The organism is Emergencia sp. (assembly GCF_048465375.1).
GTDB lineage: Bacteria > Bacillota > Clostridia > Peptostreptococcales > Anaerovoracaceae > Senimuribacter.
Genome location: NZ_DBFWLQ010000007.1, coordinates 199,186 through 223,616, shown reverse-complemented (window position 1 = coordinate 223,616; position 24,431 = coordinate 199,186). Strand labels below are relative to the sequence as shown.

27 protein-coding genes are annotated in these 24,431 nt (G+C 43.5%); 4 read left to right on the top strand and 23 right to left on the bottom strand.

Going from position 1 to position 24,431, the window contains the following annotated elements; all coding sequences use genetic code 11:
- Positions 1 to 22: 22 nt before the first annotated feature.
- Positions 23 to 1,744, bottom strand: coding sequence for a glycerophosphodiester phosphodiesterase family protein (locus ACMQ5W_RS05945; RefSeq protein ID WP_419024192.1), 1,722 nt, complete (start codon positions 1,742 to 1,744; stop codon positions 23 to 25).
- A 171-nt stretch (positions 1,745 to 1,915) separates the two neighbouring features.
- A complete protein-coding gene (locus ACMQ5W_RS05940; protein WP_419024190.1) occupies positions 1,916 to 2,857 on the bottom strand; it encodes a DMT family transporter in 942 nt (313 codons plus the stop codon).
- Between the two features lie 127 nt (positions 2,858 to 2,984).
- On the opposite strand from ACMQ5W_RS05940, the gene ACMQ5W_RS05935 reads away from it, so the two are divergent.
- Together ACMQ5W_RS05935 and ACMQ5W_RS05930 are read left to right on the top strand one after the other, a co-directional pair.
- The gene (locus ACMQ5W_RS05935; RefSeq protein WP_419024188.1) at positions 2,985 to 3,860 is read left to right on the top strand and encodes a LysR family transcriptional regulator; all 876 of its coding nucleotides are present in this window, start codon (positions 2,985 to 2,987) and stop codon (positions 3,858 to 3,860) included.
- A gap of 99 nt (positions 3,861 to 3,959) precedes the next feature.
- Positions 3,960 to 4,949, top strand: coding sequence for a DUF5692 family protein (locus ACMQ5W_RS05930; protein ID WP_419024186.1), 990 nt, complete (start codon positions 3,960 to 3,962; stop codon positions 4,947 to 4,949).
- 137 nt (positions 4,950 to 5,086) lie between these two features.
- On the opposite strand, the gene ACMQ5W_RS05925 is transcribed toward ACMQ5W_RS05930, so the two are convergent.
- The 7 genes from ACMQ5W_RS05925 to ACMQ5W_RS05895 all read right to left on the bottom strand — a co-directional run bounded on the left by ACMQ5W_RS05925 (position 5,087) and on the right by ACMQ5W_RS05895 (position 12,336).
- Positions 5,087 to 5,794 carry a B3/4 domain-containing protein gene (locus ACMQ5W_RS05925; protein ID WP_419024184.1) on the bottom strand — a complete coding sequence of 236 codons (708 nt, stop codon included), beginning with the start codon at positions 5,792 to 5,794 and terminating at the stop codon, positions 5,087 to 5,089.
- Between the two features lie 205 nt (positions 5,795 to 5,999).
- Positions 6,000 to 6,626 carry a DUF47 domain-containing protein gene (locus ACMQ5W_RS05920; RefSeq protein ID WP_419024182.1) on the bottom strand — a complete coding sequence of 209 codons (627 nt, stop codon included), beginning with the start codon at positions 6,624 to 6,626 and terminating at the stop codon, positions 6,000 to 6,002.
- Between the two features lie 12 nt (positions 6,627 to 6,638).
- Entirely contained in the window at positions 6,639 to 7,631 is a 993-nt protein-coding gene (locus tag ACMQ5W_RS05915; protein WP_419024180.1) for an inorganic phosphate transporter, read from the bottom strand.
- A 118-nt stretch (positions 7,632 to 7,749) separates the two neighbouring features.
- A complete protein-coding gene (locus ACMQ5W_RS05910) occupies positions 7,750 to 8,871 on the bottom strand; it encodes an aminotransferase (protein WP_419024178.1) in 1,122 nt (373 codons plus the stop codon).
- A gap of 23 nt (positions 8,872 to 8,894) precedes the next feature.
- Positions 8,895 to 9,911 (bottom strand): ornithine cyclodeaminase family protein, encoded by a 1,017-nt coding sequence (locus tag ACMQ5W_RS05905; protein ID WP_419024176.1) that lies wholly within the window; start codon positions 9,909 to 9,911, stop codon positions 8,895 to 8,897.
- A 120-nt stretch (positions 9,912 to 10,031) separates the two neighbouring features.
- Entirely contained in the window at positions 10,032 to 11,630 is a 1,599-nt protein-coding gene (locus ACMQ5W_RS05900; RefSeq protein ID WP_419024174.1) for a hypothetical protein, read from the bottom strand.
- A gap of 1 nt (position 11,631) precedes the next feature.
- Complete coding sequence (locus ACMQ5W_RS05895) at positions 11,632 to 12,336, bottom strand: ABC transporter ATP-binding protein (protein ID WP_419024172.1); 705 nt, start codon at positions 12,334 to 12,336, stop codon at positions 11,632 to 11,634.
- A 144-nt stretch (positions 12,337 to 12,480) separates the two neighbouring features.
- Here ACMQ5W_RS05895 and ACMQ5W_RS05890 point away from each other — a divergent pair, with 144 nt between their 5' ends.
- Positions 12,481 to 13,200, top strand: coding sequence for a DUF134 domain-containing protein (locus ACMQ5W_RS05890; protein WP_419024170.1), 720 nt, complete (start codon positions 12,481 to 12,483; stop codon positions 13,198 to 13,200).
- Between the two features lie 209 nt (positions 13,201 to 13,409).
- Positions 13,410 to 14,081, top strand: a complete 672-nt coding sequence (locus tag ACMQ5W_RS05885) for a CPBP family intramembrane glutamic endopeptidase (RefSeq protein ID WP_419024168.1) — start codon at positions 13,410 to 13,412, stop codon at positions 14,079 to 14,081.
- Between the two features lie 546 nt (positions 14,082 to 14,627).
- On the opposite strand, the gene ACMQ5W_RS05880 is transcribed toward ACMQ5W_RS05885, so the two are convergent.
- The 14 genes from ACMQ5W_RS05880 to ACMQ5W_RS05815 all read right to left on the bottom strand — a co-directional run bounded on the left by ACMQ5W_RS05880 (position 14,628) and on the right by ACMQ5W_RS05815 (position 24,272).
- Positions 14,628 to 15,470, bottom strand: coding sequence for a DUF5688 family protein (locus ACMQ5W_RS05880; protein WP_419024167.1), 843 nt, complete (start codon positions 15,468 to 15,470; stop codon positions 14,628 to 14,630).
- 231 nt (positions 15,471 to 15,701) lie between these two features.
- Complete coding sequence (locus ACMQ5W_RS05875) at positions 15,702 to 16,196, bottom strand: peptide deformylase (RefSeq protein WP_148492909.1); 495 nt, start codon at positions 16,194 to 16,196, stop codon at positions 15,702 to 15,704.
- A gap of 72 nt (positions 16,197 to 16,268) precedes the next feature.
- The gene (locus ACMQ5W_RS05870; RefSeq protein WP_148492910.1) at positions 16,269 to 16,628 is read right to left on the bottom strand and encodes a hypothetical protein; all 360 of its coding nucleotides are present in this window, start codon (positions 16,626 to 16,628) and stop codon (positions 16,269 to 16,271) included.
- Positions 16,625 to 17,026 (bottom strand): hypothetical protein, encoded by a 402-nt coding sequence (locus ACMQ5W_RS05865; protein WP_148492911.1) that lies wholly within the window; start codon positions 17,024 to 17,026, stop codon positions 16,625 to 16,627. The genes ACMQ5W_RS05870 and ACMQ5W_RS05865 overlap by 4 nt, the downstream gene beginning before the upstream one ends.
- Before the next feature lie 6 nt (positions 17,027 to 17,032).
- On the bottom strand, positions 17,033 to 17,173 hold the full coding sequence (locus ACMQ5W_RS05860; RefSeq protein WP_419024165.1) for a hypothetical protein: 141 nt from the start codon (positions 17,171 to 17,173) through the stop codon (positions 17,033 to 17,035).
- Positions 17,174 to 17,175: 2 nt separating this feature from the next.
- Positions 17,176 to 17,334 (bottom strand): hypothetical protein, encoded by a 159-nt coding sequence (locus tag ACMQ5W_RS05855; protein ID WP_419024163.1) that lies wholly within the window; start codon positions 17,332 to 17,334, stop codon positions 17,176 to 17,178.
- Between the two features lie 16 nt (positions 17,335 to 17,350).
- Positions 17,351 to 17,944, bottom strand: coding sequence for a hypothetical protein (locus ACMQ5W_RS05850; protein ID WP_419024161.1), 594 nt, complete (start codon positions 17,942 to 17,944; stop codon positions 17,351 to 17,353).
- A gap of 9 nt (positions 17,945 to 17,953) precedes the next feature.
- Complete coding sequence (locus ACMQ5W_RS05845) at positions 17,954 to 18,904, bottom strand: hypothetical protein (protein ID WP_148492913.1); 951 nt, start codon at positions 18,902 to 18,904, stop codon at positions 17,954 to 17,956.
- 3 nt (positions 18,905 to 18,907) lie between these two features.
- The gene (locus tag ACMQ5W_RS05840) at positions 18,908 to 20,335 is read right to left on the bottom strand and encodes an ATPase, T2SS/T4P/T4SS family (protein WP_148492914.1); all 1,428 of its coding nucleotides are present in this window, start codon (positions 20,333 to 20,335) and stop codon (positions 18,908 to 18,910) included.
- Positions 20,314 to 21,060, bottom strand: coding sequence for an AAA family ATPase (locus tag ACMQ5W_RS05835; protein WP_419024159.1), 747 nt, complete (start codon positions 21,058 to 21,060; stop codon positions 20,314 to 20,316). The genes ACMQ5W_RS05840 and ACMQ5W_RS05835 overlap by 22 nt, the downstream gene beginning before the upstream one ends.
- Positions 21,061 to 21,068: 8 nt before the next feature.
- Entirely contained in the window at positions 21,069 to 21,641 is a 573-nt protein-coding gene (locus ACMQ5W_RS05830) for an SAF domain-containing protein (protein WP_419024158.1), read from the bottom strand.
- Between the two features lie 2 nt (positions 21,642 to 21,643).
- A complete protein-coding gene (locus tag ACMQ5W_RS05825; protein ID WP_419024156.1) occupies positions 21,644 to 22,609 on the bottom strand; it encodes a hypothetical protein in 966 nt (321 codons plus the stop codon).
- 186 nt (positions 22,610 to 22,795) lie between these two features.
- Positions 22,796 to 23,197 carry a hypothetical protein gene (locus ACMQ5W_RS05820; RefSeq protein ID WP_148492918.1) on the bottom strand — a complete coding sequence of 134 codons (402 nt, stop codon included), beginning with the start codon at positions 23,195 to 23,197 and terminating at the stop codon, positions 22,796 to 22,798.
- Between the two features lie 106 nt (positions 23,198 to 23,303).
- Positions 23,304 to 24,272 carry a DMT family transporter gene (locus ACMQ5W_RS05815; RefSeq protein WP_419024154.1) on the bottom strand — a complete coding sequence of 323 codons (969 nt, stop codon included), beginning with the start codon at positions 24,270 to 24,272 and terminating at the stop codon, positions 23,304 to 23,306.
- Positions 24,273 to 24,431 lie beyond the last annotated feature (159 nt).

Sequence of the window (24,431 nt, the reverse complement as noted above, 5' to 3'; positions counted from 1 at the left end):
CATACAAACTCCCTAACCATCGTCATGGGAGTTTCTTTGTTTTTTGTTCAGGGTAAAGTAACTCTGTTATAAATTCCAGGGTATCATCTTCGGCAACATTTCTTGAAGTAACCAATCCGTACTGAGGGTTATCTGTTACCAAACCGTCCGTGCCTAGACGCAGAATTTTTTTCATATTTTTCTTTGTGTTAGCTGTCCAACCGTAAACCTTTTTCCCTCTTGCATGCGCTTCTGCAACAATTTTGGGTGAGAGAAACGTGGTCTCAACGCTATAACCGTCAATATAGCTGCGGTCGAAGAATGCCTCTTTCAAAAATGTGGTGATATAGACGGTATCAATTTCTGGTGCAAGTTCCTTGCTCTCTTTAAGCAGCTCTAAGTCCATAGACGCAATTGTACATTGTCGGCTCATCCCCGTCTCCTCCACCGCCCCCACTGTTTTTTCCACAAGGTGTTCCTCGTGACCTGTCGCCTTAAGTTCAATCATCAAATGGATACGATCTTTTGCCGTCAAAAGCATTTCCTTTAGCGTGGGAATCTTTTCTCCCGCAAAATCCGCAGAAAAATGAGAACCTGCGTCCAAGGTCTGTACCGTCTTGTAATCTGTATTCCATACCTTTTGATCAAGCCCCGTCGTCCGTTTGAAATTGGCGTCGTGCATGACAATCAGCACACCATCTCTGGTCTGTTGTACATCAATTTCGGCCAGTTCAAATCCCCCCTTGATAGTGGTTTCCAAAGCCGCTTTTGTGTTTTCCGGCGCCAAAGCGGCTCCCGCCCGATGGGCAACGATCTTCGTATCATACTCTGAAGAAAACAGATTTCCTCCTAACTCTGTTTCGCTGTAAAAGGTCAGCAGCCCTAGCATGAGAAATACCGCTGCGGTTCTCAAAAGCACCGCTCTGGGGGACCACTTTACTGCAGCCTGGACGGGACGTGATTCTCCGGTGTAGCGATGGTAGAGCGTCACGACCATGGCAAGCAATGCTGAAGTAGTAAAGATGTTCACGAGAATCGCTCCCATCACACTCCATTTGGCATAATAGAATTGGAACATAGCTTTACCGCCATCCACAGATTCAGGCCATTTACTGCATAACCATAAGAGGAGACACATACAGATAAACGCCATAAACAGGGCGGCTGTACAGAGCAAGAGACTGAGGAACAGATATCCTGCGCCCTCTTTTTTCCGACCTTGCAAAAAAGGAATCTGCCATGGTCGTTCTAAGAAAAACGCTCCACGAAGCACAACTAACGGAAACCGAAATAAATAGAAGAAGCATAAAACATTTAATACCAGCATGCTCACTAGAAAAATGAAAAAGAGAAGGGGACGGGTTCGCAGGAAATCCAGTATGAACTCTGGAATCTGAAATTTATTCAGCAGCCCACTCGTCAGGGGAAAGGCAGATAAGGCGATAACTGGCAGCAGTAAAAGCAGCACTGGAACGTTTTTTATATGAAAGAGATGGAAAGAATGGTGAAAAGATTCCTTAAAAAGCTTCCATACAGAAAGACGTTCCCCTCTCCAGCCGGCTTCACAATAGACGATGACTGCGGTTATTTCAAAATATACGTAATAGAAAAACAGAAAAATTGCGGCAACAGACAACAGTTTGCTGTTATCTGTCAAAGCGGTGAGCAAAGTGATTCCTATGACTTTATAAAATATTTCAAAGTAAAGCAAGGTCAGCCAGTTTTTCAGGGCTGCCTGCAGCCATGTTTTTATCGTCTCTTTCATACCCATATCCCTCTCGCGGTCTTCTGTGATAAAGATATTCTTATAATTAAGTCATTCCTTTATACATCTGTTTCCTTTTTCTCAAAAAAGAAAAACAACACTCCTGAAGAATGCTGTTTTCTGGATTTTATTTTATTTTACTATTTTATTAGGAATTTTTCATAATCAGTTCTATACTGCTTCTTCCTCTCGAAAAGCTGGTTTTATGGCTTCGCAGACTTCCTCAGGTACCGGCTGCCCATTGACTGTGGAAATCACCCACGTTTCCGCCACGATGCATCCGACGATGATGACCGTACCCAGCAGACCGATGCCACTCAGTATTTCCCCGAGTATTACCCAGGAAATAGCAGCTGTAAATACAGGCTCGCTGCAGAGAATGACGGAAACCTGCGTCGATGTGATGCCTGTAAGCGCTTTATTCTGCAGCCAGAATGCCAGACAAGTGGAGATGACTGCGAGGTAGAAGAGTACCATCCAGGCAGATGGTTCTACGCTGGTCATGTGGAAATTTGGTTCTAAAACCAATGCGCCGATTAAGGAAGCTCCAAAAGTAATTCCTACCTGCATTGTACTGATGGTCATCGCATTCATATCCTGCAGGCCTTTCTCTCCAAAGACGAGAGAACCCGCCATGGCGACAGACGAAAGCAGTGCCAATGCCTCTCCCCATCCGATGGAGAAACTTCCGCCATTGCAGCACAGAAAGTAAAGACCCACGATAACCATGAACTGCGCAGGAAGATACTTGAGTCTGAATTTCCGTTTCAAAATGATGGTCTCCATGGGCGGTACAAAGAGAACAGAAAGAGAAATAAAGAACCCCACGTTTGTTGCCGTCGTCATATCCAAGGCCACATTGCAAGTAATAAATGTAGCTGCTACACACAGACTGCTGGGCAGCCATGTCATCAGCGATACGTCCTTTAGCTGTTTGAAGATGCCCTTTCCAAAGAAAATAAGGAATACCACAAATGCCAAGCCAAATCTTAATACCATACTCCAAAATGGGGTGATGCTCTCGTAGGCAATTTTTGTTACTGCATTGCCCATGCCATATATCAATGCTTGCAGGGCTACCATGCTGCCATATATCAAAGTCTTATTTTTCATCTATCTCATGTCTCCCTTTCTATATCTTGTGGAATCATCATATTTATAGTATAATTTCCCTATAATTAAAAGTAAAGCTAGAGTTTCTTTTAAGTTTTTAAAGGAACTCTTTAATTTAGGAGCCATTATGGATATTCAAAAATACGAAGCATTTATCAAAACGGCTGAACTGGGCAGCATCAAAAAAGCATCTGATGAACTGGGATATACGCAGGCGGGTCTCAGTTATATCATCAAGACTTTAGAGGAGGAACTGGATACTTCCCTTTTCTTTCGTGATTACGGCAAAATCCATCTCACTGGTACCGGAAAGGAACTGCTGCCTCTCGCTCACGCCATCTGTAACAATCAAAGGCGCCTGCTGACCCGCCTCTCCGAATTGAAGAATCTCCAGTCGGGAAATATCACTATCGCAGTATTCACCAGTATTGCCGTATACTGGCTGCCCTATCTCATGAAAGGATTTCTCGAAAAGCATCCTGGCATTGGCTTCGATGTGAAGTGCTATGAAGAACCTAAGGTTTTGGACGAAATGTTAGATAGCGGTGATGTCGATTTCGGTTTCACCGTATTGCCCGATGCTGACGACAGCTTTGAAAAAATCTTTTTAAAGAAAGACCCCATGATGATCGTTCTTGCAGAAAATCACCCTCTGTCCAGTCTGCCCTATTTCCCTTCTTCTTCCATGGCGGAGGAACCCTATATCAGTGTCGGCGATCATTCAGAGATGGACGCGCTGTTCTATTACAATAACGTAAAACCCAATACCTACCTTATGCTGGACAACGATTTTGCCGTCATGTCCATGGTCAGTCAGGGGTTCGGCTTCAGCGTATTTCCCGCGCTGATGCTCAAGTCGCCCACCTTTCCGCTGGCGGTCAAAGAACCGGAAATATCCTTTTCCCGGGAAATAGGAATTGTCCTGCGCGCCTGGGAGAGCGCCTCCGACGCAGCGCGGGCCTTTATCGTCTTCGCCAAAGACTGGATTTCAGAAAATTTTTAATTGATGGGTGTACAAAAAGAATAACATGTGTTATTCTTTTATCAAAGGTGCATAACAATCGTTATGTACATGCGAGATTTATTTAATGGAGGTACACTTATGTTTACTTTTAACTACCAAGCTGGCGCGGAAACCCTGGCTGTATGGGGTGTCTGGCTAGTCGTATTTGCGGCCTTATTTGGACTGAATGAAGTATCCAGGCGTTGGAAGTGGGCAGGTTTTTTCTGCTTTATCATTCTGCCCATCGTCTTATCCATCCTTTGGTTTACAGCGCTGAAGGACGTAACTTATACCGATTGGTTCCATCTGGCTAAAGTCTACTCGTCCACTGCCGGCTGTATCGGTTTTTGGTGCATCAGACACGTTGAGAAGAAAGATAAGCTTACGGGGAAGGTGACCTGGAGACTGGCAGATAACAAGATTGCGCTCTGCTTTCCACCTTTGATTCTGGCAATCAACATCTGTGAAGCTGTTGCTCGTGACATCGAAGTAGGCATGACTTTCACCGGCGGCGGTTATATGGCCGATACCATGAAAGATGTATACATGCTAGGTGGTTCCTGGAACTACATGAACGCAGCTGCCGGTATCTTGAACATCCTCACCATCACCGGATGGATGGGCATCTGCATCAGGAAGAAAACGGCTAAGGACGGCAGCAAAGATATGCTCTGGCCGGATATGCTCTGGTTCTGGATTGTAGCCTATGACCTTTGGAACTTCGCTTATACATACAACTGCCTGCCGCATCATGCCTGGTACTGCGGTTTCGCTCTGCTCCTGGCTCCGACCGTCTGTGCCTTTACAGTGGGCAAAGGCGCCTGGCTGCAGCATAGAGCACACACTCTTGCACTGTGGTGCATGTTCGCACAGACCTTCCCTGCATTCCAGGACGTGAGCAAATACGCTGTGGACTCCACCTACAATCCCACCATCTACTTTATCGTCAGCTTTGCCGCCCTGGCAGCTAACGTGCTGGTCTTCTTCTACATGATCTACAAGATCAAGAAGACCCGGCGCAATCCTTGGAAGGGAGAACTCTACACCGATCTTCCAAAATACGAGGAAATCAAGAAACTGTCTGCGTAATAGGGTGACATCAGCCCTGCCGAGATGTAAAAATGCCCGAATCATCCAGTTTAAGGACGATTCGGGCATTTCTCTGCAACGAGCGAAAAAATTATTGTTTATGCCCAGGGTCAGGAAATGTGCATTTTGTGATCGAACTATAATACATGTTCTTTCTGTTCTTTATCCAATATCTTGATTTCACACTGGCCGCCCAGCCTGTTTTCCACTTCCCGCTTCAAATCTTCTAATACCGCCAGCAGTTCCTCATAGCGGTCCGTGTCCACCAGCTCACAGCAGAGCATGGCGTTCTTGGTCTTCTCTGTCAGCATGGTCCGTTCTGCTTCCCGCCAGGTCCAACACCTGCAGACGGCACCCGCCTCATCCTTGTAGACCAGTTCCTCCGGATACGGCGGCTCGTTCTTGTCGCTGCCGATGACCTGGAAAGACTCATCCCCGACTGCCTTTGTCAAAAGCAAATCGCCCTCCATACAGTCGATATCTTCGCCGCCGCAAGGCATGGCATGGGAAAGAGACACGCTGTTATAGATATCTACAATCGGATTGATGGTTCCCAGATGGTTTTCCTTGGAAATGCGTTTCATCAGAGCCTCGATGGAACATCTGGCTCCTTTTTTCGTTTTAAACTTCATGTAGGCTTCCCGCCACACTTTGATCACCTTGTTATCCGTAAAATTTTCTTCCGTTAAAAAGGTCAAAGCTCTCTTCTCCCCCTCACGGATCAGGACTTCATATTCCGCCTCGTCATCCTTGTACACATTGTCGATGCCTTTGCAGACTACGATACCAATTTTGCAGTCAGGAAACATCTCCCAAAAGTCGTCTTTACATATTATTTTTTTCATAGCAAATTCGTGCTCCCTTCTTGTACGACAAGCGCCCAACCAGCTGAAGCTGGGGAACGCCGCAGTCAATTGCAGCCGAACAAGTTCGGGCAATTGTTGCATAAGGTCTTCCCTGCAATTCACTGCGTGAATTGGGGCAAGCACCAGTAAGCATAAATTCTGTCATACACTTTGTCCATTATTATAGGGAACCTTTTTCACGATGTCAAGTGATGGATTTAATCTTCGTATCGCTGATTCTGTCTATGGCTTTTTTCGTTTTGTACGACAGCTGATTTAAGTCCCGAAAAAACTCTCTTTTGATTAAAATCTCTTCAAGGGTAAAGATGTCACTGTCCAGCTTTTTCAGACTCTCCCAATAAAGATTTTTAATGATTCGGCTCTTCCGTTTGGCTTCCATAATGGCATCCCAGAAACCGTCGTCGTCACTGACAGCCCAGGCCTTAACCGCTTCTGTGATTCCGCTGACTGTAACCTGTATCCGCTGAGCCATTTCAAGGTTCTTTTTAATTGGAACAAATTCAAAAAACTGAATGAAGTCTTTCAAATCTTTTACTTTATCGGTGATATCGTCAATTCTGCGAGAAACCGCATAGATATCGTGACGGTCCAGAGGCGTGATGAAGGAATTTTCCACGTAGTCGATCAGCTTCCGCCGGACCTGATCTGCTTCCTTTTCGCACTGGTCGATGGCTTCTGCCGTCTCCTCTTCCTGTTCCTCCATATATGAGATGAACAACGTCATAATTTCATCGTTTAGGTCGCACTGGTCAATCAAAAGGGAGTAAAAATCCGGTCTCTCTTCTTTCTTAAAAAAATTTTTCTTCTTCATAACAGCCTCCATTCATATCAGTCTCAGCAAAAAGTACACACCGCCTCCGATTGCAGCCGATATCGGAATGGTGATGATCCACGCAGCGATGATTTTCTTTGAAACTGCCCAATTTACCGCCCTGGGCGTCTTTTCGGTGCCTACTCCCATCACCGATCCTGTGATAATCTGGGGTACGCTGATGGGCAGTCCTGTCACGTTCGCCGTCATCACGACAGAAATAGTAGAAAGCTGAGAAGCAAAAGAATTCTGCGTATCAATTTTGCAGATATCCATGCCGACGGTTTTGATCATGTTATAGCCGCCTGTGATGGTGCCCAGTCCCAGCGCCAAGGCGCAGCTTGCGACGACCCATACTGGTACGAAGACATCTCTTCCCAGATATCCGGCGAGCCCCATGGCGATAATCCCCATGACCTTTTGCGAGTTGTTGCTGCCATAAGAGAACGCTACCAGAAAACTGCTGACTTTGCTCAGAAGATGAATTCTGCCGCTCCATACGATGGTACCGTTTTGTAAAACCCGCTTTTCCAGCTTCAGAAATAGATAACCCAATGCAAAGCCCAAGACTGGGGAAATGATCATCGCCAAAATGACCTTTACAAAAATCAGATGCCATTTGATATAAACAGTTCCATAAGCCGCAATGCCGCTGCCGATGAGAGAGCCGATCAGCGTATGAGAGGAACTGGACGGCAGCTTCAAACCCCAGGTGATCAGATTCCATACGATTGCTCCTGTAAAAGCTGCTGCCGCGAAAGTACAGCATAGATCTCTGCTGCCGGAAAGTACAGCGGCGGTATCAATGATATCGCCGGAAATGGTATAAGCCACCGCCGTGCCAAGTAACACTGCACCGAGGAAGTTTGCAAGTCCCGCCAGGAGGACCGCCTTCCTGGCAGAAAAGAGACGCGACGAAACTGCGGTAGCCATGATGGTTCCGCCGTCGTGCATCCCTGCTATGTATGCTGTAACCAGCCCTATGGAAATCATAAAGTAAAACATAGATGAACCTTCTTTTATATTTGATGTATTTTTACCCAGAATTGTACGGATTACAACACAATAATATGAAAAAATCCGCCACATCTTAAGATATGGCGGATTCCATCGATTTGTGATTTTATAATTCTCTCAGAAATTCAGTGAATTTGTCCAGTCCTTCTTTTAGAGTCTTTGAATCGTATGCGTAACCGATTCTGACAGCGCCTTCCATTTCAAAACACTCGCCTGGCGTGAAAAGCACCCCCTTCTCTTTGATCAGCCTTACGCACAAATCGTAAGATGGGATGTCCTTGTCATAGTACACCAAAGCGGTAGTACCGGCTACCGGTCTCAGATAGCGGACTTCTGGTGTCTCGTTGACCCACTCGTCCAGGATGGCTCTATTGGTGTTCAAGATCTTTCTGTTTCTGGCAAAGATCTGCTCCTTGTGCGCAAGGGCAAGAGCCGCCAGTTTGTCGTCCAAAACACCACAGCTGATGGTATCGTAGTCTCTTCTTTCGTGACATTGATGCAGGACTTCCTCGCTCTTTGTGGCAATCCACCCCATGCGCAGACCTGCCATAGAGAACACCTTGGACATGCTTCCTACAGAAATACCTTTGTCGTAGAGGTCTACGATGGACTGCATGTAGCTGCCGTCCTCGGAAATTCCTCTGTATACCTCGTCGCAGAGCACATAAGCGTCCACGCTTTCGGCAATCTTAACAATTTCCTTCATAATATCAATTGGAATCCAGGAACCTGTCGGGTTGTTTGGATTATTGATGGTAATCATCTTCGTATTTTCATCTATCAAGCTTCTGAGTACGTCCAGATTTGGCAGGAAATCGTCCTCCAAGGTCAGCTGCAGCAGTCTCACATCGGCACCGATGGACTCTGGTATGGAGTAATGCTGCTGATAAGTCGGCATGACGGATACCATGTTGTCTTCCGCTCCGATCAAAGTGGTGATGACCTGATTGTTTGCGCCGATAGCACCATGGGTCGGGATGACCTGTTCAGGTTTTAAATCTTCATACATACTTGCCACACCCTGCAAAAACGCAGGGGAACCGAAGATATGGCTGTAAGAAAGTCTGGTGTCTGCCAGTTCTATCATATACTGCTCTACATCTTTTCCTGCCAGCTCCAAAAGTTCTTTTATGGTCATAGAATCGATACAGGTTTCTCCAAGATTGTAAACTGCATCATCCTCGTATTCGTTCATCCAACGTTCTACCTTAAATGTTTTGATTTTCATATAACACCTCTCTGCATTCGTTTTTACAAATTAACTGTTTCTCCAAGATTTCTTTCCTCAGCCTTTGCCAACGCCAGCTTTGCTGTGAGTAAATCCAGCAGCGCTGTACCTGTAGCGTCAAAAACTGTAATCTGCTCGTCGTTTTCTCTGCCGACAGTCTGACCAATCAAAATCTCTCCGATTTCACCTGCAATGTCTTCTTTTTTCAGAATTCCCTTCTGAATCGGAATTTCAATTTCCCCAACATTGATACACTGCGGCGTATCGTCGGTGAAGACGCGGGCATCTGCAAAAATCTCAGGATCGATTTCTTCCTTACCGGACATGTCAGAACCGATACAGCTGAAATGCGTACCTGGCTTTACCCATTCTTTTTGAATAATCGGCGTATGGGAAGGCGTCACGGTGATGATGATATCGCTCTCTCCTGTAGCTTCAGGCAGATCAGTTACGGCTTCAAAGATTACGCCGTCAGCCTCATGATCGAAGTTTTTCTGCAATGTATCCGGCATGGACGCTGCAAACTTCTCGGCGTTTTCTAAACTCAGGCCGTCATAGACATAGACTTTTTTCAGCCCTGGGAACATCATCAGCGTCGCTGCAACCTGGAAAGTCGCCACATGGCCTGCGCCGACTACCATCAGAGTTTCAGAATCTGCTCTTGCCAGTGCTTTCGCACCGATGGCGCCTGCGGCTCCGGTTCTGATTCCTGTAATATGGCTGCCGTCTAAAATGCCGATAGGCACTCCTGTGGTCGAATCCATGACCATGATGGTTCCAATCAATGCTGGAAGACCCTTTTCAGCGTTGTCTCCAAACCAGGAAACAACTTTCAGGCCAAAGATATCACTGCCCTTCAGCCAGCCTGATTTGATATCCATATCGGCCACTCCTGATTCAAATTCGTGAAATACCAGAGGAAAAACAGTGGTGTCTCCTTTTGCTTTTAGTTGATATACTTCCTTAACAGTATCAATCACTTCAGGCATTTCGAGAACGTCTTCGGTTACTTCTCTGCTCAGTACTTTTAAATTAAACATAATCTGGGTTCCTTTCTCAAAGTTCTCACACTTGTTATCTTCAGTATATCAATATTTACAAAACATTTCTTTGTATAATGTCAGAATTTTAATTCTCTATTTTTATTTTTTTACAAATGACTAGTTCTGGAGATTCTTAAAAATCTCCACGCCTCTCGTCGTCAAATAGCGGTACAGCACGGCCGAAGCTGCTACAAACAGCAGGAATACGATGCAGAGGTATATCTCTGCCGAAACCATATCGCTGAAGAGAAAGGCATAGAGCAGTACCGGCAGAGCAACGGTCGCCGCGGCAATAAACATGGCTAAAAACGGTGCCACGCCCTGTTTGACTGCATCCGTTTCGTTGACCCAGTCGAACTTCGGATATTTCAGATTGAGTGCAATTCCTGTATAGGCATTAAATACGGTCACCGCCAATGGGAAAAACAAAATCATAATTCTGCTGATGATGGACATATCATAGGCAAATTCCAACATGACTGCGCTGGCCACGATAAAAGGCAAGCTCATCAGCGTGTGAACGTCAGCTTTTGCCAGAAGGACATCCTTTCCTCTAACTGGCAGAGACTGCGAAATCCACAAGGTCTTTGCCTCGATGGAAATCATCGGCGCCGAAATAATGGTCAGGGATGCCATGGCTCCAAAGCCAACACAGATCAGTGGTCCGATCAGTTCATCTGCGTTAGGAAACATCTGTGCCATTTTCAGCATATCTCCTCTCTTAATGCAGAGATAGACGGCTGCAATCAGCATGAACAATAAGCCGATACCCGCATTAAATATGTACATCGGGCTGCCCAGAAAATGTCTCGATTCTTTGATAATCAAGGCTTTTCTGATACCGCTGGCCTTCATTGCCTTTTCTTTATAAACAATCTTTTTATGCCCGCGATTGGTAGTCGCTATCTTGATGAAACTCCTTGACAGTATGTAATATACCAGCGCAAATGGTACGATGCAGAATGCCAAGAAGATGAAAAATGCGACCACATCTCCATCTGTTATAGATTTTCCCAGATAGTAAAACGGCGGCAGCGCTTTTTGAATGGCTTCGCCGATGGCGCTTCCATTCTCAATCAGTTTCTGCAGATAATATTGAAGTCGCAGGCAAACATACATGTAGGCTAAGAACAGAATCAAAGTCAGAATCATCATGATTACGTTTTTGTTGCGCATCTTCGTATTGGCCAATGCGATGAGCCAGCCAAATAAAGCGGACGCCGCAACAACCAGCAGCGGCAGCAGTAAAAACGCGATGAGGAAAAATATACACCCGATAAAGGTGACCGGCATCTTGCTGCAGTAGACGACGGCCCCTGGTATGATGACCAAAAGTTCATATGCGTAGTTCAGTATGATGATGGATAGTAACCTGGAAGCCAATATATATTTTACAGGGATCGGCATAGAAAGCAGCAGATCGTTATCTTTCGCCTCATAGAGCTGATTCTGTGTGATGAACACGCTTCCCACAAAACAGAGGGCAAAAACCATCAGACCCATCAAGCCAAAATACAGCCAAGGCATGCCTAGCTGCGCAAAGACATCACGAACACTTGCAAACATACCTCCAAACAAGATACCAAAGCAGCCTATGATGTAGATACCTAAGAGGGCAAACAAAAAGATCTTTCCTCCGCTGATCTTCTTTTTGCTCCTTGCAAACATGCCTGCAAACATGGATTTAATCCTAATTAAAACTAAATTCTTCAGCATCTTATTCCTCCAGTTCCAGGAATACTGTCTCCAGGGAAGTATCTCCCTTGACTTCTTCCATTGTACCCGAGGTAATCAGCTTACCACCTTTGATGATGGCTACTTTGTCGCAGAGTTTTTCCGCTACTTCTAAAACATGAGTAGAGAAAAAGATCGCGCCGCCATTGTCACACATCTCCCGCATCAACCCCTTCAGAAGATGCGCTGCTTTCGGATCCAGGCCTACAAAGGGTTCATCCATGATGATCAGCTTCGGTTCGTGGATTAAAGCAGAAATAATAGCCAGTTTCTGTTTCATTCCGTGGGAATAGGCGCTGATCGGCTGTGCCAAATCAGAAGTAATCTGAAACATATCCGCATATTTTTTGATTCTTTCTTCTCTGTCTTTCGATGACACCTTATAGACGTCCGCTATAAAATTCAAATATTTGATGCCAGATAAAAACTCATATAGGTCGGGATTATCTGGAATATACGCGATTTTCTGTTTACATTCTAGCGGATGGTCTTTGATGGAAACACCATCCACGAATATTTCACCCTCGTCAAATTTCAGAATGCCGCAGCAAGACTTGATCGTTGTCGTCTTCCCTGCTCCATTATGACCGATAAAGCCGTAAATTTCACCCTTTTGAATATGTAGTGAAAGATCATCTACCGCTTTTTTCTCGCCATAAATCTTCGTCAAGTTATTAATTTTTAGCATGATTAACCTCTTTCCACAATTTTTATTATATTTTTATACATTTTATCATTTTTGTCTAAAAAAATCTATCACAATATAATTGACATATGTTAGAAATATCGTTATAATGTTATTGTCATATGTTAGAAATGAAAGGAGGCAGATATGGCCAGACCGAGAAAAAGTAGAATCGTCTATTCCATGCCCAGTACAGAAGGGTTTGTGCCCTTAGGTTATGCAGAATCTAAATGCTGTCAGCGAGTAACCATGACGGTAGACGAATATGAGGCAATTCGTCTCATAGACTTTATGGGGATGACCCAGGAAGCCTGTGCCGAAAGCATGCGGATTTCACGGCCGACTGTCACCAACATCTATGAGTCAGCCAGGCATAAACTGGCAGATGCTTTGATCAATGAAAAACTCCTCCTCATCGAAGGCGGGGATTACGATGTATTTCATGAAAACAAAAAAATAGGGAGATTAGAAAAGGAGAAAGAAGAAATGAAAATTGCAGTTACTTATGAGAATGGTCAGATTTTCCAGCACTTTGGACATTGCGAGAATTTTAAGGTATACGAAGTGGAAGGTGATAAGATTCTATCAGCAAAAGTGGAAAATGCTGCCGGCAGCGGACACGGCGCACTTGCAGGTTTCTTAAAGAACTTAGGCGTTGACACTTTAATCTGCGGCGGCATCGGCGGCGGTGCAAAGACTGCCCTTGCAGAGGCTGGCATCAAGCTCTTCGGCGGTGTTTCAGGAGATGCTGATGCGGCGGCTGAAGCGCTCTTAAAGGGAACCTTAGAGTACAACGAAAATGTACAGTGCAACCATCATGGACACGGCGAAGGACACTCCTGCGGTGAGCACAAGTGTCATAACTAAAAGAACTGAATTAGATATCTGACTATGACGGGGACACCTTCAGCATGAGGGCATCCCCGTCTGCTTTTTGGAAAACTAACCATCATTTTCAAGCGTCTTCTTCATTGACTGTCAGATTTCTCTGCCGTTTGAAGTATTTCACTTTTTTCTTTTGCATCAGACATATTTGTGTTAGAATTACTTTGAAAGAAACGAGGAGAAGTGATTCAATGATAAAAACATCCCAAAAGAGTAAATTAGTAGGAATCATTCTAATTTCAACTATAGCTTGTTTATTAATGATTTTAATCGAGTTAATAATTCAGCCTTCATATTGGATTAAATCAATGTTAAAGCTTGGAAATTTTTTTCTCGCAATAATATTATGCCATGTGATATTTAATACAAACATCAACATCCTTGAATTTGATAGGAAAAACGTTAAGAACAGCATTTATATTGCAGCGGTGGTATACTTATTAATAATTGCGGCATTCATCTTATTCGATAAATACATAGATGCAGAGCAGATTAAAAATAGTCTGATGGGAAAAGAACACATCAAGCGGAGTAACTTTATTTATGTGGCAATGTATATCACTATAGTTAACTCTTTTATCGAAGAAGCGTTTTTCAGAGGCTTTATTTTTCTCAATATAAAGGTATTGGGGTTTTGCAAGTCGGGATTTGTATATAGCGCACTTCTGTTTTCGTTATATCATATAGGCATCATGTCTAGCTGGTTCAATATTTATATGTTTCTCGTTACATTGTCAGCATTATTTGCAGCTGGCATATTGTTAAATTGGTTTGCCTACAAAGGAAAGTCTTTTTTATCTTCATGGCCAATACACATTGCGGCTAATCTGGGAATAAATACGATCGGATTTCTTATTTTGTGAAATAAGGGAAAGAAACGAACTATCACTTAAACATTGTTGCAAGCAGGACGCCTACTTTTCTCGGGCAAATCATACGATTGGCTACAAAGTTTAAACATAATCATGTGTCGATCTCCTTAAATGATGATTTGGTTCCTCTATACTCGTTTGCAAGATATAACTATAACTCACCTTTTTATGGTGGCTTCGTAAAGGAATCCTGGCTGCGTTATCTATATAGGAATAACAAGGATATACCTGTTAATCTTTTACTTTCAATATTAATTAAATGGCGGATTATATCATTGCACTAACAATGATACGATCCGCCGTTTCAAATTTTTCTTCTGATAGTTAAATCACTTTATAGTTTGATTCTGGAACTATTATACCATGACGATACCTTTCAAATTAGAATCGAACGTCATGATTCAATGGACGCTTCCTCTCGACAACGTCGTTAGATCGATGCGTTCATTATACCATGACGATACCTTTGAAATTAGAATCGAACGTCATGATTCAATGGTTCCTTCCTTACGGCAACGCCGTTTGATTCTGGAACCATTATACCACGGTAAGCTTCCCTGTCTGTTTTTCATAAAAGTAGACCTTATTTGATAGGACTTCATTTTTCTTGACCACTGTGGCGTTGGCTTCTGTGACGATTTCACGCAGCTCGTCAGCCCCTTTTACATAATCCGGCACGATAAACACTTCATGAATAGACGATGGCAGAACGTACAAATTATTGTCAAACTCATCAGCAATGTCAGTCAGCACATCCTTGTAAAGCATGACCGCAGCTCCCAGTGTTCTATACTTATTCGTCAGAATATAGAAGTCGTCGCTTGCATATTCAACAGATATCGGCATCAATCTCGGCGTGTTTTCTTTTGCCAGATTGTAAAGTTCAGTCTCGGACAGTTCAAATCTATCTGCCAGATCATTGGTGATAATCGCACTGTTAAAGGCATCGTCTGGCAGTTCTACCATAATTCTGTAGATGATTGATAGATCCAAAAGACTGCGATTGGGCACATGGGCCAGCAGCTCTTTGTTTTCTTCCGAATTGACCAAAGCCATGATCACTTTATCATGCGGATTGTCCAGTTCTACTTTTGTGGTCATGTCTTTTACGTATTCCATGCCCTTTAGAAAAAAGTCCGCAGTCTTTTCTAGCACTTGATTCATATCCTGACAGCTCTGATAAACTTCGTACAGTTCAGGAACATAAATGTTGGGAACTGCGACAAATTCTTCTGATGTCGGCATCAGATTAACTGACTCCATATATCCGTTCACTTTGGGTACTTTACTAAGCGAAATCTCCCACCCTCGATATTTCTCAGGCAAAAATTCCTTCAATCTCTCTATCAACTCTTTTTTAAAGGATTCATAATCCATCATAAAAATTCTCCTCTTCTCCTTGAAACATACGGAAATATGTCCTTTGGACGATATTTCTTATGTAAAAACGTGGAAATGACGGAAACAAAGATTCCTATTTCCACACGTCGCCCGTAAAGGGACGGCACTTCGTAAGGTACGTTCTTTGATATTCCGTCAATATCGATTTTATCGATACATCCTACCTGATAAAACAAAAATCCGGCAGGCGCCGGATTTCAATTTTCTGTATTATCTATAATCATTAATATTTCCATAGAAAAATGATTTGTTATCCGTCGCTCTCATCGTGGCTAATATACCGTCAAGGTGGTCGTATTCATGTTGAATCAGTTCAGAAAGATCACCTGACAAGTGCAGTTCCTGCTTGTGCCAGTCCAAATCATAATACTCTATGATGCATTCTCTATATCGTTTTACTTTTACCAAAAGTCCAGGAAATGACATACAATCGTCCATTACGGTCATCTTCTCGTCAGTTGGAAAGCTTAGAACCGGGTTAATGAATACCATCGGATGATCGATATACATATACAGAAGCCTTTTCTGCACGCCAATCTGTGGGGCTGCAATGGCTCTGCCCGCTCCATGAACTCTCTTGTACTCCATCATCGTATCGTGTAGATCCTCTACGACCGATTCGATTTCCTTGATGTTTTCCTTTCGGTATTCCGTACACGTAACATAGAGCTGCGGGTTTCCAAGAGTCAGAATATCTCTGATCATATCAATTTCCTCCTATCTCAGCAGGCTTCAGCTGTTAAGGAGATTCTACCATATTATGACTGATTTTTCAAATTAATATGGCAAATACTCATATTTTGATAAGACTTTTAATCTGTCTTTCTCTATGATAATCGTTACAAAAGGACGCTGCTGACCTTGATCTGCAAAAGAAATCTTCCATATAAATTGAGAATTCTGCAGGTTATAAGATATTACTTGCTCTGCTTTTCTCGTAGCTTTTTTTCTATCGAATAAAAGTCTCCCCTCACCAAAGTGATCTTCATCAAAGCACAGTCCTGCAGTTGCAGCTGCTTCGTCTGCCGCATATTTCAACTGCTGCTTTTCACGCAGCATCTGATTGCACTGAAATTGATAACTCATAATTGTCAAAATTAAGATAACAGCCCCTGTCGTAATGATAAAATTTTTCATAAGCCTCTTCCTATGTATTCGCTGGTGGTATATCGATCCACTTTATACAGCATCAGATTCTCCTCTTTTTTCAGTCCCCAAAACCCCGCTTGATGAATGATATTCTTGATGGGAACTTCAACTCGATAGTGAATGATTTCACCCCGAAATACAGCTTTCCTGTCGCCTGTGATTTTTACTTCTTCAGCAGAACAAGATAAAATCTGGGCAATTTCCTTTTTTAAGCGTTTTTCATTTTCTTCTTCGATACGCCCCTGTTGTTTGACCACTTCCTTAAAGTTATTAGCTGCTTGATCCACTGCCGTAATCCTGTTGTGTAACACCTGATTCTGTGTAAATTGTAGTACGAATGCCAGCAAAATCATGATGCAGGCCATTGAAGTAATTAGGTTCTTCATAGATGATCATTGCTCCTCATACATCTCTATGGTCTTTTCCATTACACCAGCACCAGCGCTCTTCAGGCTATCCTTGTCACCTGCAATCATATTGAAAATCAGACAACCCAAGACAATCGTTCCGATAATAATAACTAGCTCCTTCATATTCACTCTCCTATTTCCATAGAGTTGATGCTGTTGACCCCTTGTTCTACTACATTCTGTGCCGCCCCCTGCAGAGAGGTATCACTGTCCCCCAGCACCATCGTATTAACGATGATGACACCCAACAGTATCGTGCCGATGATAATAATCAAATTTTTCATATGTCTCTCCTATCTTTCAAAATACCTGTCCCAGCAAATTCAGCGTATCCATAAATACAACCACAATCGTGAAATTAAGCAGTATAGCAAAGATAGACGCTGTCGCTATCATTGTTGTCAGCAGACTCTTCCGTTCTGCTCGCTTCATTCCCTTTGTCATCCGCTGGGAAGCAAACGTTTCTTCAAAGGCTGTCATATGTGCGACCAGTTCAGCCGGATTGATCTGATCCATTTTACTCAAGATGTTGGCAAAGCTTCTGCACTCTTTAATTGGAATCCTCGAGTAAAGAATAGAAAACGCATCTTCCCCTTTTCCATTTCTGTAAGCAGACAATATGTCAGCAAAGGTATTTCTTAATGTTTTGCTGCTTTCCATAAGCTGTTCCAATATAAAATCGGCAGACATAGGCATTTCGCGATGCACAATTGCCAAGTTTTTAAGAACGATACAGCAGTGAAATACTTCTTTCTCTGCCTTGTCACTATAAAGCAGCCTCCACTTTACTGCTATATCATGACGACTTTTTTCTGATATCACTGGCAGCAGACTCTTCGTATAACCAGCTAATCTTCTGACTTTGAATCCTGTCGTTGTTTTTATTTTCATCATTTTTATTACCTATATGTCCATCTTCTCTCTGGAGAAAAACCCATTTACAAGTATTCCGGCAACATAAATCATGACCATGATCATGAACCACTTCAGTCCTAGAGCAGTCCCCCATTGGTACTTAATAAATTTTGCTAAGGTGAATCCAAAGTATTTGCAGGCTCCTATAACAGAAAGGGCAAAACTAATCGGTGCGAGATATTTCAGCATCAATCTTGCCTCATTGTTTTCTCGCTTTCCGTGTTCAATTACTTTTCTGCTTTTCGTAATACTGGCCAGCAAGTCTTCTAAAGCTTGATCTACCCTGTTGCCGTGTACATATGCAAAGAATATATTAGATGCCAGTACATTGCCCCAGGCCGTATCAATGGAATAGCGAAAGACGGCCAACAGCTTTTCTACTTCTTCTTTTGTGGCCGCATTATTGAGACCCTTCGCTAAATTTAACAGAATTCGTTTTGCACCTGGCGCACCTTCTATGGAAAATGCTGTGATTTCCACAGCCTCTTTCATGTTGTACATATGTATTTTATAGTTGTTGAGCAGCTCCTGTACCAGAAGATCCCCTTCTCTTGATCTGGTCACTCTCTGGCTGTAGAGTCTCGCCATGATTGTGCAATATGGCAGCGCTCCCATAAAACCGCCAAAACACAGTGCCATAGATGGACCTACTGCCAATGCCGCTATGGAAGCCGATCCTAAAAAGAGGATTGTACTGACCAGATAAAAAGTCTCTGGATTAGCGAAAAGCCGTTTCATGTCAGCACCTTCCACCGCCATTTTTATGTGTTCGCTAAAGCTTCCGTATCGCTTTAATCTCTCATCGTCAGTCAGATGTTTCAGATTACGTCTGATTCGTATTCTATTTCTGCCTGCTAAATATAATGAATATAAGAGCGGATACTGCCAAATTGCCAATCCAATAAAATAGAGGGCATACGTCAGTTTTGCTATATTCATTTCTTACTCCTTATAATAAGCTGGATAAATGACCGTTTGTCCTGTCAAGCGGTGTACCGCGGACAGTGCATCGAGAATTTCCATCATCTGTTTAATCTCCTCCTTCCGTTCAGGGTATTTATCTATCTTTGATGCGATGCCGCTTCCATTCCAATGCCAACATTTTTGGAGGAAATCATAACTACAGATGCGCCTTGCTAAAACTCTGTCATTTTCTATATCATAGTCGTATTCTAAAATACCCTTCATCACTTTTTTCCCTTTATCTTCTGGCAGTTGGCAAAGCTCTATTACATAGTCAAAATTCTTAAAAACTTGTGCAATCAGCTCTTTTGCATGTCCACCATATCGCTCTCTGATTTTAGAAGCCATTTTGTATGGGATATTTAAGCCATCGCTGTCGTGGATGGTTGCTTTACTCCTGGTCGTTCCTGTCGAAGTGATGTCGAGAGCCAGACTAAAAGCAGCCGCATCCCGCATCTCTTCCAATAAAACATAATCGTTGTCTCCTCTCAAGAGCGATTTCGTAATACTCGCAAGCTGTGCGCCGTCAGCTATCAGCTGCATGATTGGCGCCTGCGGCATAATTCGATGCCAGGGTGTTTCTGGATCGGTAGCGATGGCTAATCCTTCGAGAGAGGGGTCTTCGTTTTTCTGCCAAATCTGCATGAACGTCGTCTTGCCGGAACGTACCTGACCAGCAAAAATAACATTAAATCCGATAGATATCATCTTGTGAAACAGCGCGATGGATTCTGAGGGTATAGTGCCTTTTTCTGCCAAATTCTCAAAGGTCAGGTCCTCCAACACATACTTACGAAAGACCATCACATCCTGCCCGTCTTTTGTCCGTTCACCGGAGTAAATCGTAATACGAATCCCATTGCGAAGGTAAACTTCATGAAATCCATACTCTAGGCGCTCATAAGGGGTCGCTAACAGCAAAGTTCGTTTCAGCTGCTGTCTGCGCCGAGCGGAAATCCTCTGCGGCTGTAGTTCTGATCTGCCATCGATTAAGCAATACAAGCGATCCCCTATCAGTTTTGCTGATGACGACGTCTTATATTTTTCTTCCATATCGTAAGCCCAGGGTGCTAAGCCTGCCAAACCATAAAGTTCTGCAAAAACACCTTCACACAAGTTTGGATACCAGTCGGGATGCCATCTATCTGATAGTTTTTTGTCTCTGAGGATTTCTTTTATCTTCTCCTTATAAAATCTGGTTTCCTCTTCGAATCCCATGATGGCCCGCTTTTCCCTTTCTAATTTTCGGTTCTTTGATTCGTCGTCCGTCTCATTCCACTCTTTGTCAAATTCTGATTCTACTACCTGGCACACTGCATAAAACTGCTCTATGAAAGAGGATTCCTTTATCTCTTCTTTTGATAGTGCCTTATTGAGATACGCTTCTAAGCAAAACTCTTTTTCCATGGCTTTTCCTTCTTTGGAGTTTCTTCAAACTCGCCTACAATATTTTCAATAGCTTTTGCAAATTTATGAAAATGCATCAGTGTCCTTCCCTCCATCTCCATCTGCCAGCCATATTCCAAGTAGGGAACTACCGATGCATCATCTATTTCACAGAGGTTCTCGATATCCCGCTTCAAAAATAGGGCCGGATCTTTCATATATTTATTGATGATCAAATGTCCTTCCAGTCCCAGCGGCTGTGTAATATTTTTCTTCATTTGAATCAAACGATGAATGACTTTCGATTGTTGTGTCGTGACAAAATACCTGCTGTCGGACATATTCAAGGCAGAGATCATAAGGCCAAGGTTTGCGTCATTTCCTGCATCGATGATAATATAGTCAAACTCATCGGCCACAGAAGAGAGCATCACTTCGTAGGTGTTCTCCGGATAGTACTTTGATGAGAAAGGGTTCCTCACCGATGGTATGACAAAGATTCCTTTGGACTCCGTAATTACCTGTTCGATATCTTCATAAGACACTTTTCCACTGATAATATTGGCCTTGATATCGTCAAGTGAATATCTGCCGTCACCATTCATGAACTCCTCCCCATACTTTCCGCTGCCCTTTATCAAAAGCACTTGCTTGCCGCAGTCTTTCAGACATTCGGCAATAGATTGGGATATCATCGTCGTGCCTACTTGGCTGTCCCCACCAAAGATTCCAATTATTTTTTTCATATTACCTCCTATTGTTTGGGAGAAGGGGATTGCGTCGTATAAGTTATAATCATCTCGTCTCCGCGACTGGCGATCTTCGAGAGAGCCTCCGCTTGCCTGGATGAGACCACGACCTCGAAAGATTTCCTTTCCTCCTCTGCAAACGAAACCAAGGCAGATGTCACAAACTTTCCATTAAAGTAGAAGTATGCCCTGTCTCCGCGGGAGAGGGTCTTCGGTGCAGACAGCAGCCAATCATCAGGGATTGACAGAATGTACCGATCTTGCTCTTGATTCGCCGTCAGTCCTTCCTCCATAAAATACTCTTTAAAAAGTGGTGCTCCTTTGTGAATAAAAAAGGCCGCTTCACGGCCGATAATATTCTTTTTGTCTCCGTCCTCTAATCGATCCTCCTCACCGACATCCATTTTTATAGTGCTGATCATCTCCTCTGTGATTACAGTTCCTTTTTCTATATTCTGTGTAAACACCAATACGTCATCATAAAGAAATCGGTTTTTTCCCCATTTCTCCCAGGTGAACAGCGCTGCAATACTAATCAGAATTAATAAGATTCCGATGATTTTCTTTCCTTTCTCCACAGCTATTCCTTTCTATGCATCAGCCAATATTTATGCAGATCATCAACGATCACTCGCTGGATATCTTCACAATAACTGCCGTCTATGACCGCAGAAAATACAAACTGTAAAGTCTCCGGTCCATCTCTTCCCCATCTGTCAATCATGGATTTATCAAAGAGAACGCCTTCCCATGAATTTCCATTTCTGTGCAGGGTGGTTTGATACGGATGGTCACGAATCTTTACGTTAATCGTCTGTGGCTGTTCTTTTCCTGTAGCTACAGCTGCCAGGCGAAACTTTTCCCCCGACCAAAAAACATCACTTTCTCTCTGCCAGTGTTCATTGCCACTGGCTCTGCAATAAGCGTTGAACTGATTCCTGTTTTTTTCCCAGTCTTCTGTGTGAGAGACCATTCCTTTCAGAGTCGGTTTGATCATCTCCTCTTCCTCATCAGTATCTTCACCGGATTGTCCTGGCTTTCCCGGTTGTTCCGGTGCAACTGCATCCTCTAAGTCGCTGACTCTGATGGTTCTGGACATAATACGCTGCTTATAGTAGTATTTTGGAAACCCTGCCTTAGCTCTCTTCGTCTGCCACCTGTAGGTAATGTACCCTCTTACCTCATAGTCACCCGGTTCAGAAAAACTGTAGTTCAATGAATCCGTCAGATAATCTTTCCCTTCGATTCTGAGCATATACTCGCAGATTCCCTGATATAGATACTTGGCGCTTCTGTTATGCGCCCCCCTGCCCATAAAGTCTGGCGGGGTTGCTCCTGGAATCAATTGGAAAGATACGTTCTCTCCTGTATTGAGTAAATAGGCAGATGCGTTCAGTTGTCCTCCACATTTCACATCAGCTGAGGATGCCCCAATGATGGGAGAGCTTCCTTCTGACGGCCAGCTGATCGTGTAATCTGCAAAAGCAGTTGCCGTCATCAGCACCAATAGAATGACGATTGCCGCACTTCGTCTCAAAGCCTTCATCCTTTTCTGTTCCTCCTTTCTTTCACATTAGAGAATAGATAAAAGAAAAAAGAGACCGCAGCAGCAGTCCCTTTACATTTACTTCCATTTATTCTCAATATCATATTACCACACTTTTCCTCCCCGTTCAATACATTTTTTTACAATTTAGGCAATATTTTTATATCATACCTCTTCCGCAGTTCTCTACATAATTGATAAATTCTTTGCCACTTGAAACAAGAACCGTTGTTTCCATATTCTCCACAGTTTATTAGGGTACCCCTTGCCTGACGTCTTGAAAATGATATTGCTTAAAACGAATGCCCGATAGCTTTCCGGTACAATAGAAAGCGCCTCTCTAATCGCCTTAATCCGTTCTTCCAGGATGGCCATCTCCAAAGCGTGGTTTTCTGTCGGCCTGCTCAGCAGAGACGGATTCTTTCCTTCACAAATCAAACTGCTGCTGCAGGTCTTCTGTTCTCTTTTCAGTTCTTCTAATCGCACCTCCATTCTCTCCAGATCTCTGACTGCCCAGAGGCTCTGGTAATACACTGGGTCTGGCATCACATACTCCTTAAATTTCGTCTGTTGCCACTCTCTAGCCATAACTTCCTCTTTCCGAAACCTCTATCTAATTTTTATCATATTTTACATATAATGTCAACTATATTTAAAAAGAAAAGAGGCCTCTTCGGCCTCCAGTGTTTGATTTCTATTTTGCTTTCATCATATCAGTATTGACTTCGTCGCCTGCGACAGGAGAAGAATCCGCCAATTCTTTATTTCCCAACGACGAGAGACATACTCCCGTTATGGTCAGCGCAACACCTGCAACCGTATACCATCCAAAGGGGTCGCCTGCAAAGGCACAGCCTGAGATAACGCCTACCGCAGTGGTAGAATTGGTAACCAGGTTGGTACCGATAGCAGTCGGCAGCTTTCCCAACACGAAGTTGAAAATCAGATAACAAAGACAGGAACAGCAAATACCCAGGAACAGCACGCCGGCCAGCAGCTTCATATCCGTCAGGCAAGCCCTGTAGCCGCTAAATCCATAACCCATGGCAAAACTGACGCAGTTGAAGAAAATTCCTCCCATGACGGAAATGCTGAAGGTCACTTCGATGGCATCGAATTGTTCTGCCGCTTTACTGCTGGAATACGTATAAAAAGCGCCTGTCAGCACGGCACAGAACAAAATCAGATACCCCAGTCCCTTTCCGCCGAGAGAAAAGTTCGGTGAGAAAGCGACACAGATGACGACGCCTGCAAAAGCCATGACAATAGCGAGAATCGTTCGTTTGCTGTTTTTCTTGTGCAGTATCAGTGAACCGATAATCAGTACCACCAAAGGAATCGTCGCAATAAAGATAGATGATTCTGAAGTAGTGGTCAGTTTGACACCGACAGTCTCAAATATGGAATAGATACAGGGCTGTAAAATTCCTACAGTCAAGACCAGCTTGATATCCTTTCCCTTGTACTGCACTTTTATGATCCTGCATGCTGCCAAAATCAAGAAGATCAAAGCGGATACAGTCCAGCGCATCGCCAGAAGCTGTATCGGCTCCAGGCTTTTGAGGGTCACAGTGATACCGAGATAAGAAAATCCCCAGCACAGCGCACAGAGCGGCACCAACGCATAAATGAACCACTTTTTATCGGTTATTTTTTCTTTCATTTCACATTAACGTCCTTTTCTAATTTATCAACTCCATTATACGACTTATGCCATGCCGGCTGACGCCGGGGCATAAAAGCATAAGGACGACCCATCAATTTCCTGGGAGACCTAACCACATTTGTGCAACAAATGTATGATAGGTCCCCTGTCAAGATT

Bases quoted from the DNA above. Each gene is read 5' to 3' on its own strand.
- ACMQ5W_RS05865 (WP_148492911.1), bottom strand. From the start codon at position 17,026: ATGAAGAACCTAATTACTTCAATGGCCTGCATCATGATTTTGCTGGCA.
- ACMQ5W_RS05940 (WP_419024190.1), bottom strand. From the start codon at position 2,857: ATGAAAAATAAGACTTTGATATATGGCAGCATGGTAGCCCTGCAAGCA.
- ACMQ5W_RS05840 (WP_148492914.1), bottom strand. From the start codon at position 20,335: ATGGAAAAAGAGTTTTGCTTAGAAGCGTATCTCAATAAGGCACTATCA.
- ACMQ5W_RS05890 (WP_419024170.1), top strand. From the start codon at position 12,481: ATGGCCAGACCGAGAAAAAGTAGAATCGTCTATTCCATGCCCAGTACA.
- ACMQ5W_RS05880 (WP_419024167.1), bottom strand. From the start codon at position 15,470: ATGATGGATTATGAATCCTTTAAAAAAGAGTTGATAGAGAGATTGAAG.
- ACMQ5W_RS05925 (WP_419024184.1), bottom strand. From the start codon at position 5,794: ATGAAAAAAATAATATGTAAAGACGACTTTTGGGAGATGTTTCCTGAC.
- ACMQ5W_RS05855 (WP_419024163.1), bottom strand. From the start codon at position 17,334: ATGAAAAATTTGATTATTATCATCGGCACGATACTGTTGGGTGTCATC.
- ACMQ5W_RS05870 (WP_148492910.1), bottom strand. From the start codon at position 16,628: ATGAAAAATTTTATCATTACGACAGGGGCTGTTATCTTAATTTTGACA.
- ACMQ5W_RS05850 (WP_419024161.1), bottom strand. From the start codon at position 17,944: ATGATGAAAATAAAAACAACGACAGGATTCAAAGTCAGAAGATTAGCT.
- ACMQ5W_RS05825 (WP_419024156.1), bottom strand. From the start codon at position 22,609: ATGAAGGCTTTGAGACGAAGTGCGGCAATCGTCATTCTATTGGTGCTG.
- ACMQ5W_RS05935 (WP_419024188.1), top strand. From the start codon at position 2,985: ATGGATATTCAAAAATACGAAGCATTTATCAAAACGGCTGAACTGGGC.
- ACMQ5W_RS05860 (WP_419024165.1), bottom strand. From the start codon at position 17,173: ATGAAGGAGCTAGTTATTATTATCGGAACGATTGTCTTGGGTTGTCTG.
- ACMQ5W_RS05835 (WP_419024159.1), bottom strand. From the start codon at position 21,060: ATGAAAAAAATAATTGGAATCTTTGGTGGGGACAGCCAAGTAGGCACG.
- ACMQ5W_RS05920 (WP_419024182.1), bottom strand. From the start codon at position 6,626: ATGAAGAAGAAAAATTTTTTTAAGAAAGAAGAGAGACCGGATTTTTAC.
- ACMQ5W_RS05845 (WP_148492913.1), bottom strand. From the start codon at position 18,904: ATGAATATAGCAAAACTGACGTATGCCCTCTATTTTATTGGATTGGCA.
- ACMQ5W_RS05910 (WP_419024178.1), bottom strand. From the start codon at position 8,871: ATGAAAATCAAAACATTTAAGGTAGAACGTTGGATGAACGAATACGAG.
- ACMQ5W_RS05915 (WP_419024180.1), bottom strand. From the start codon at position 7,631: ATGTTTTACTTTATGATTTCCATAGGGCTGGTTACAGCATACATAGCA.
- ACMQ5W_RS05885 (WP_419024168.1), top strand. From the start codon at position 13,410: ATGATAAAAACATCCCAAAAGAGTAAATTAGTAGGAATCATTCTAATT.
- ACMQ5W_RS05895 (WP_419024172.1), bottom strand. From the start codon at position 12,336: ATGCTAAAAATTAATAACTTGACGAAGATTTATGGCGAGAAAAAAGCG.
- ACMQ5W_RS05945 (WP_419024192.1), bottom strand. From the start codon at position 1,744: ATGAAAGAGACGATAAAAACATGGCTGCAGGCAGCCCTGAAAAACTGG.
- ACMQ5W_RS05930 (WP_419024186.1), top strand. From the start codon at position 3,960: ATGTTTACTTTTAACTACCAAGCTGGCGCGGAAACCCTGGCTGTATGG.
- ACMQ5W_RS05815 (WP_419024154.1), bottom strand. From the start codon at position 24,272: ATGAAAGAAAAAATAACCGATAAAAAGTGGTTCATTTATGCGTTGGTG.
- ACMQ5W_RS05820 (WP_148492918.1), bottom strand. From the start codon at position 23,197: ATGGCTAGAGAGTGGCAACAGACGAAATTTAAGGAGTATGTGATGCCA.
- ACMQ5W_RS05905 (WP_419024176.1), bottom strand. From the start codon at position 9,911: ATGTTTAATTTAAAAGTACTGAGCAGAGAAGTAACCGAAGACGTTCTC.
- ACMQ5W_RS05875 (WP_148492909.1), bottom strand. From the start codon at position 16,196: ATGATCAGAGATATTCTGACTCTTGGAAACCCGCAGCTCTATGTTACG.
- ACMQ5W_RS05900 (WP_419024174.1), bottom strand. From the start codon at position 11,630: ATGCTGAAGAATTTAGTTTTAATTAGGATTAAATCCATGTTTGCAGGC.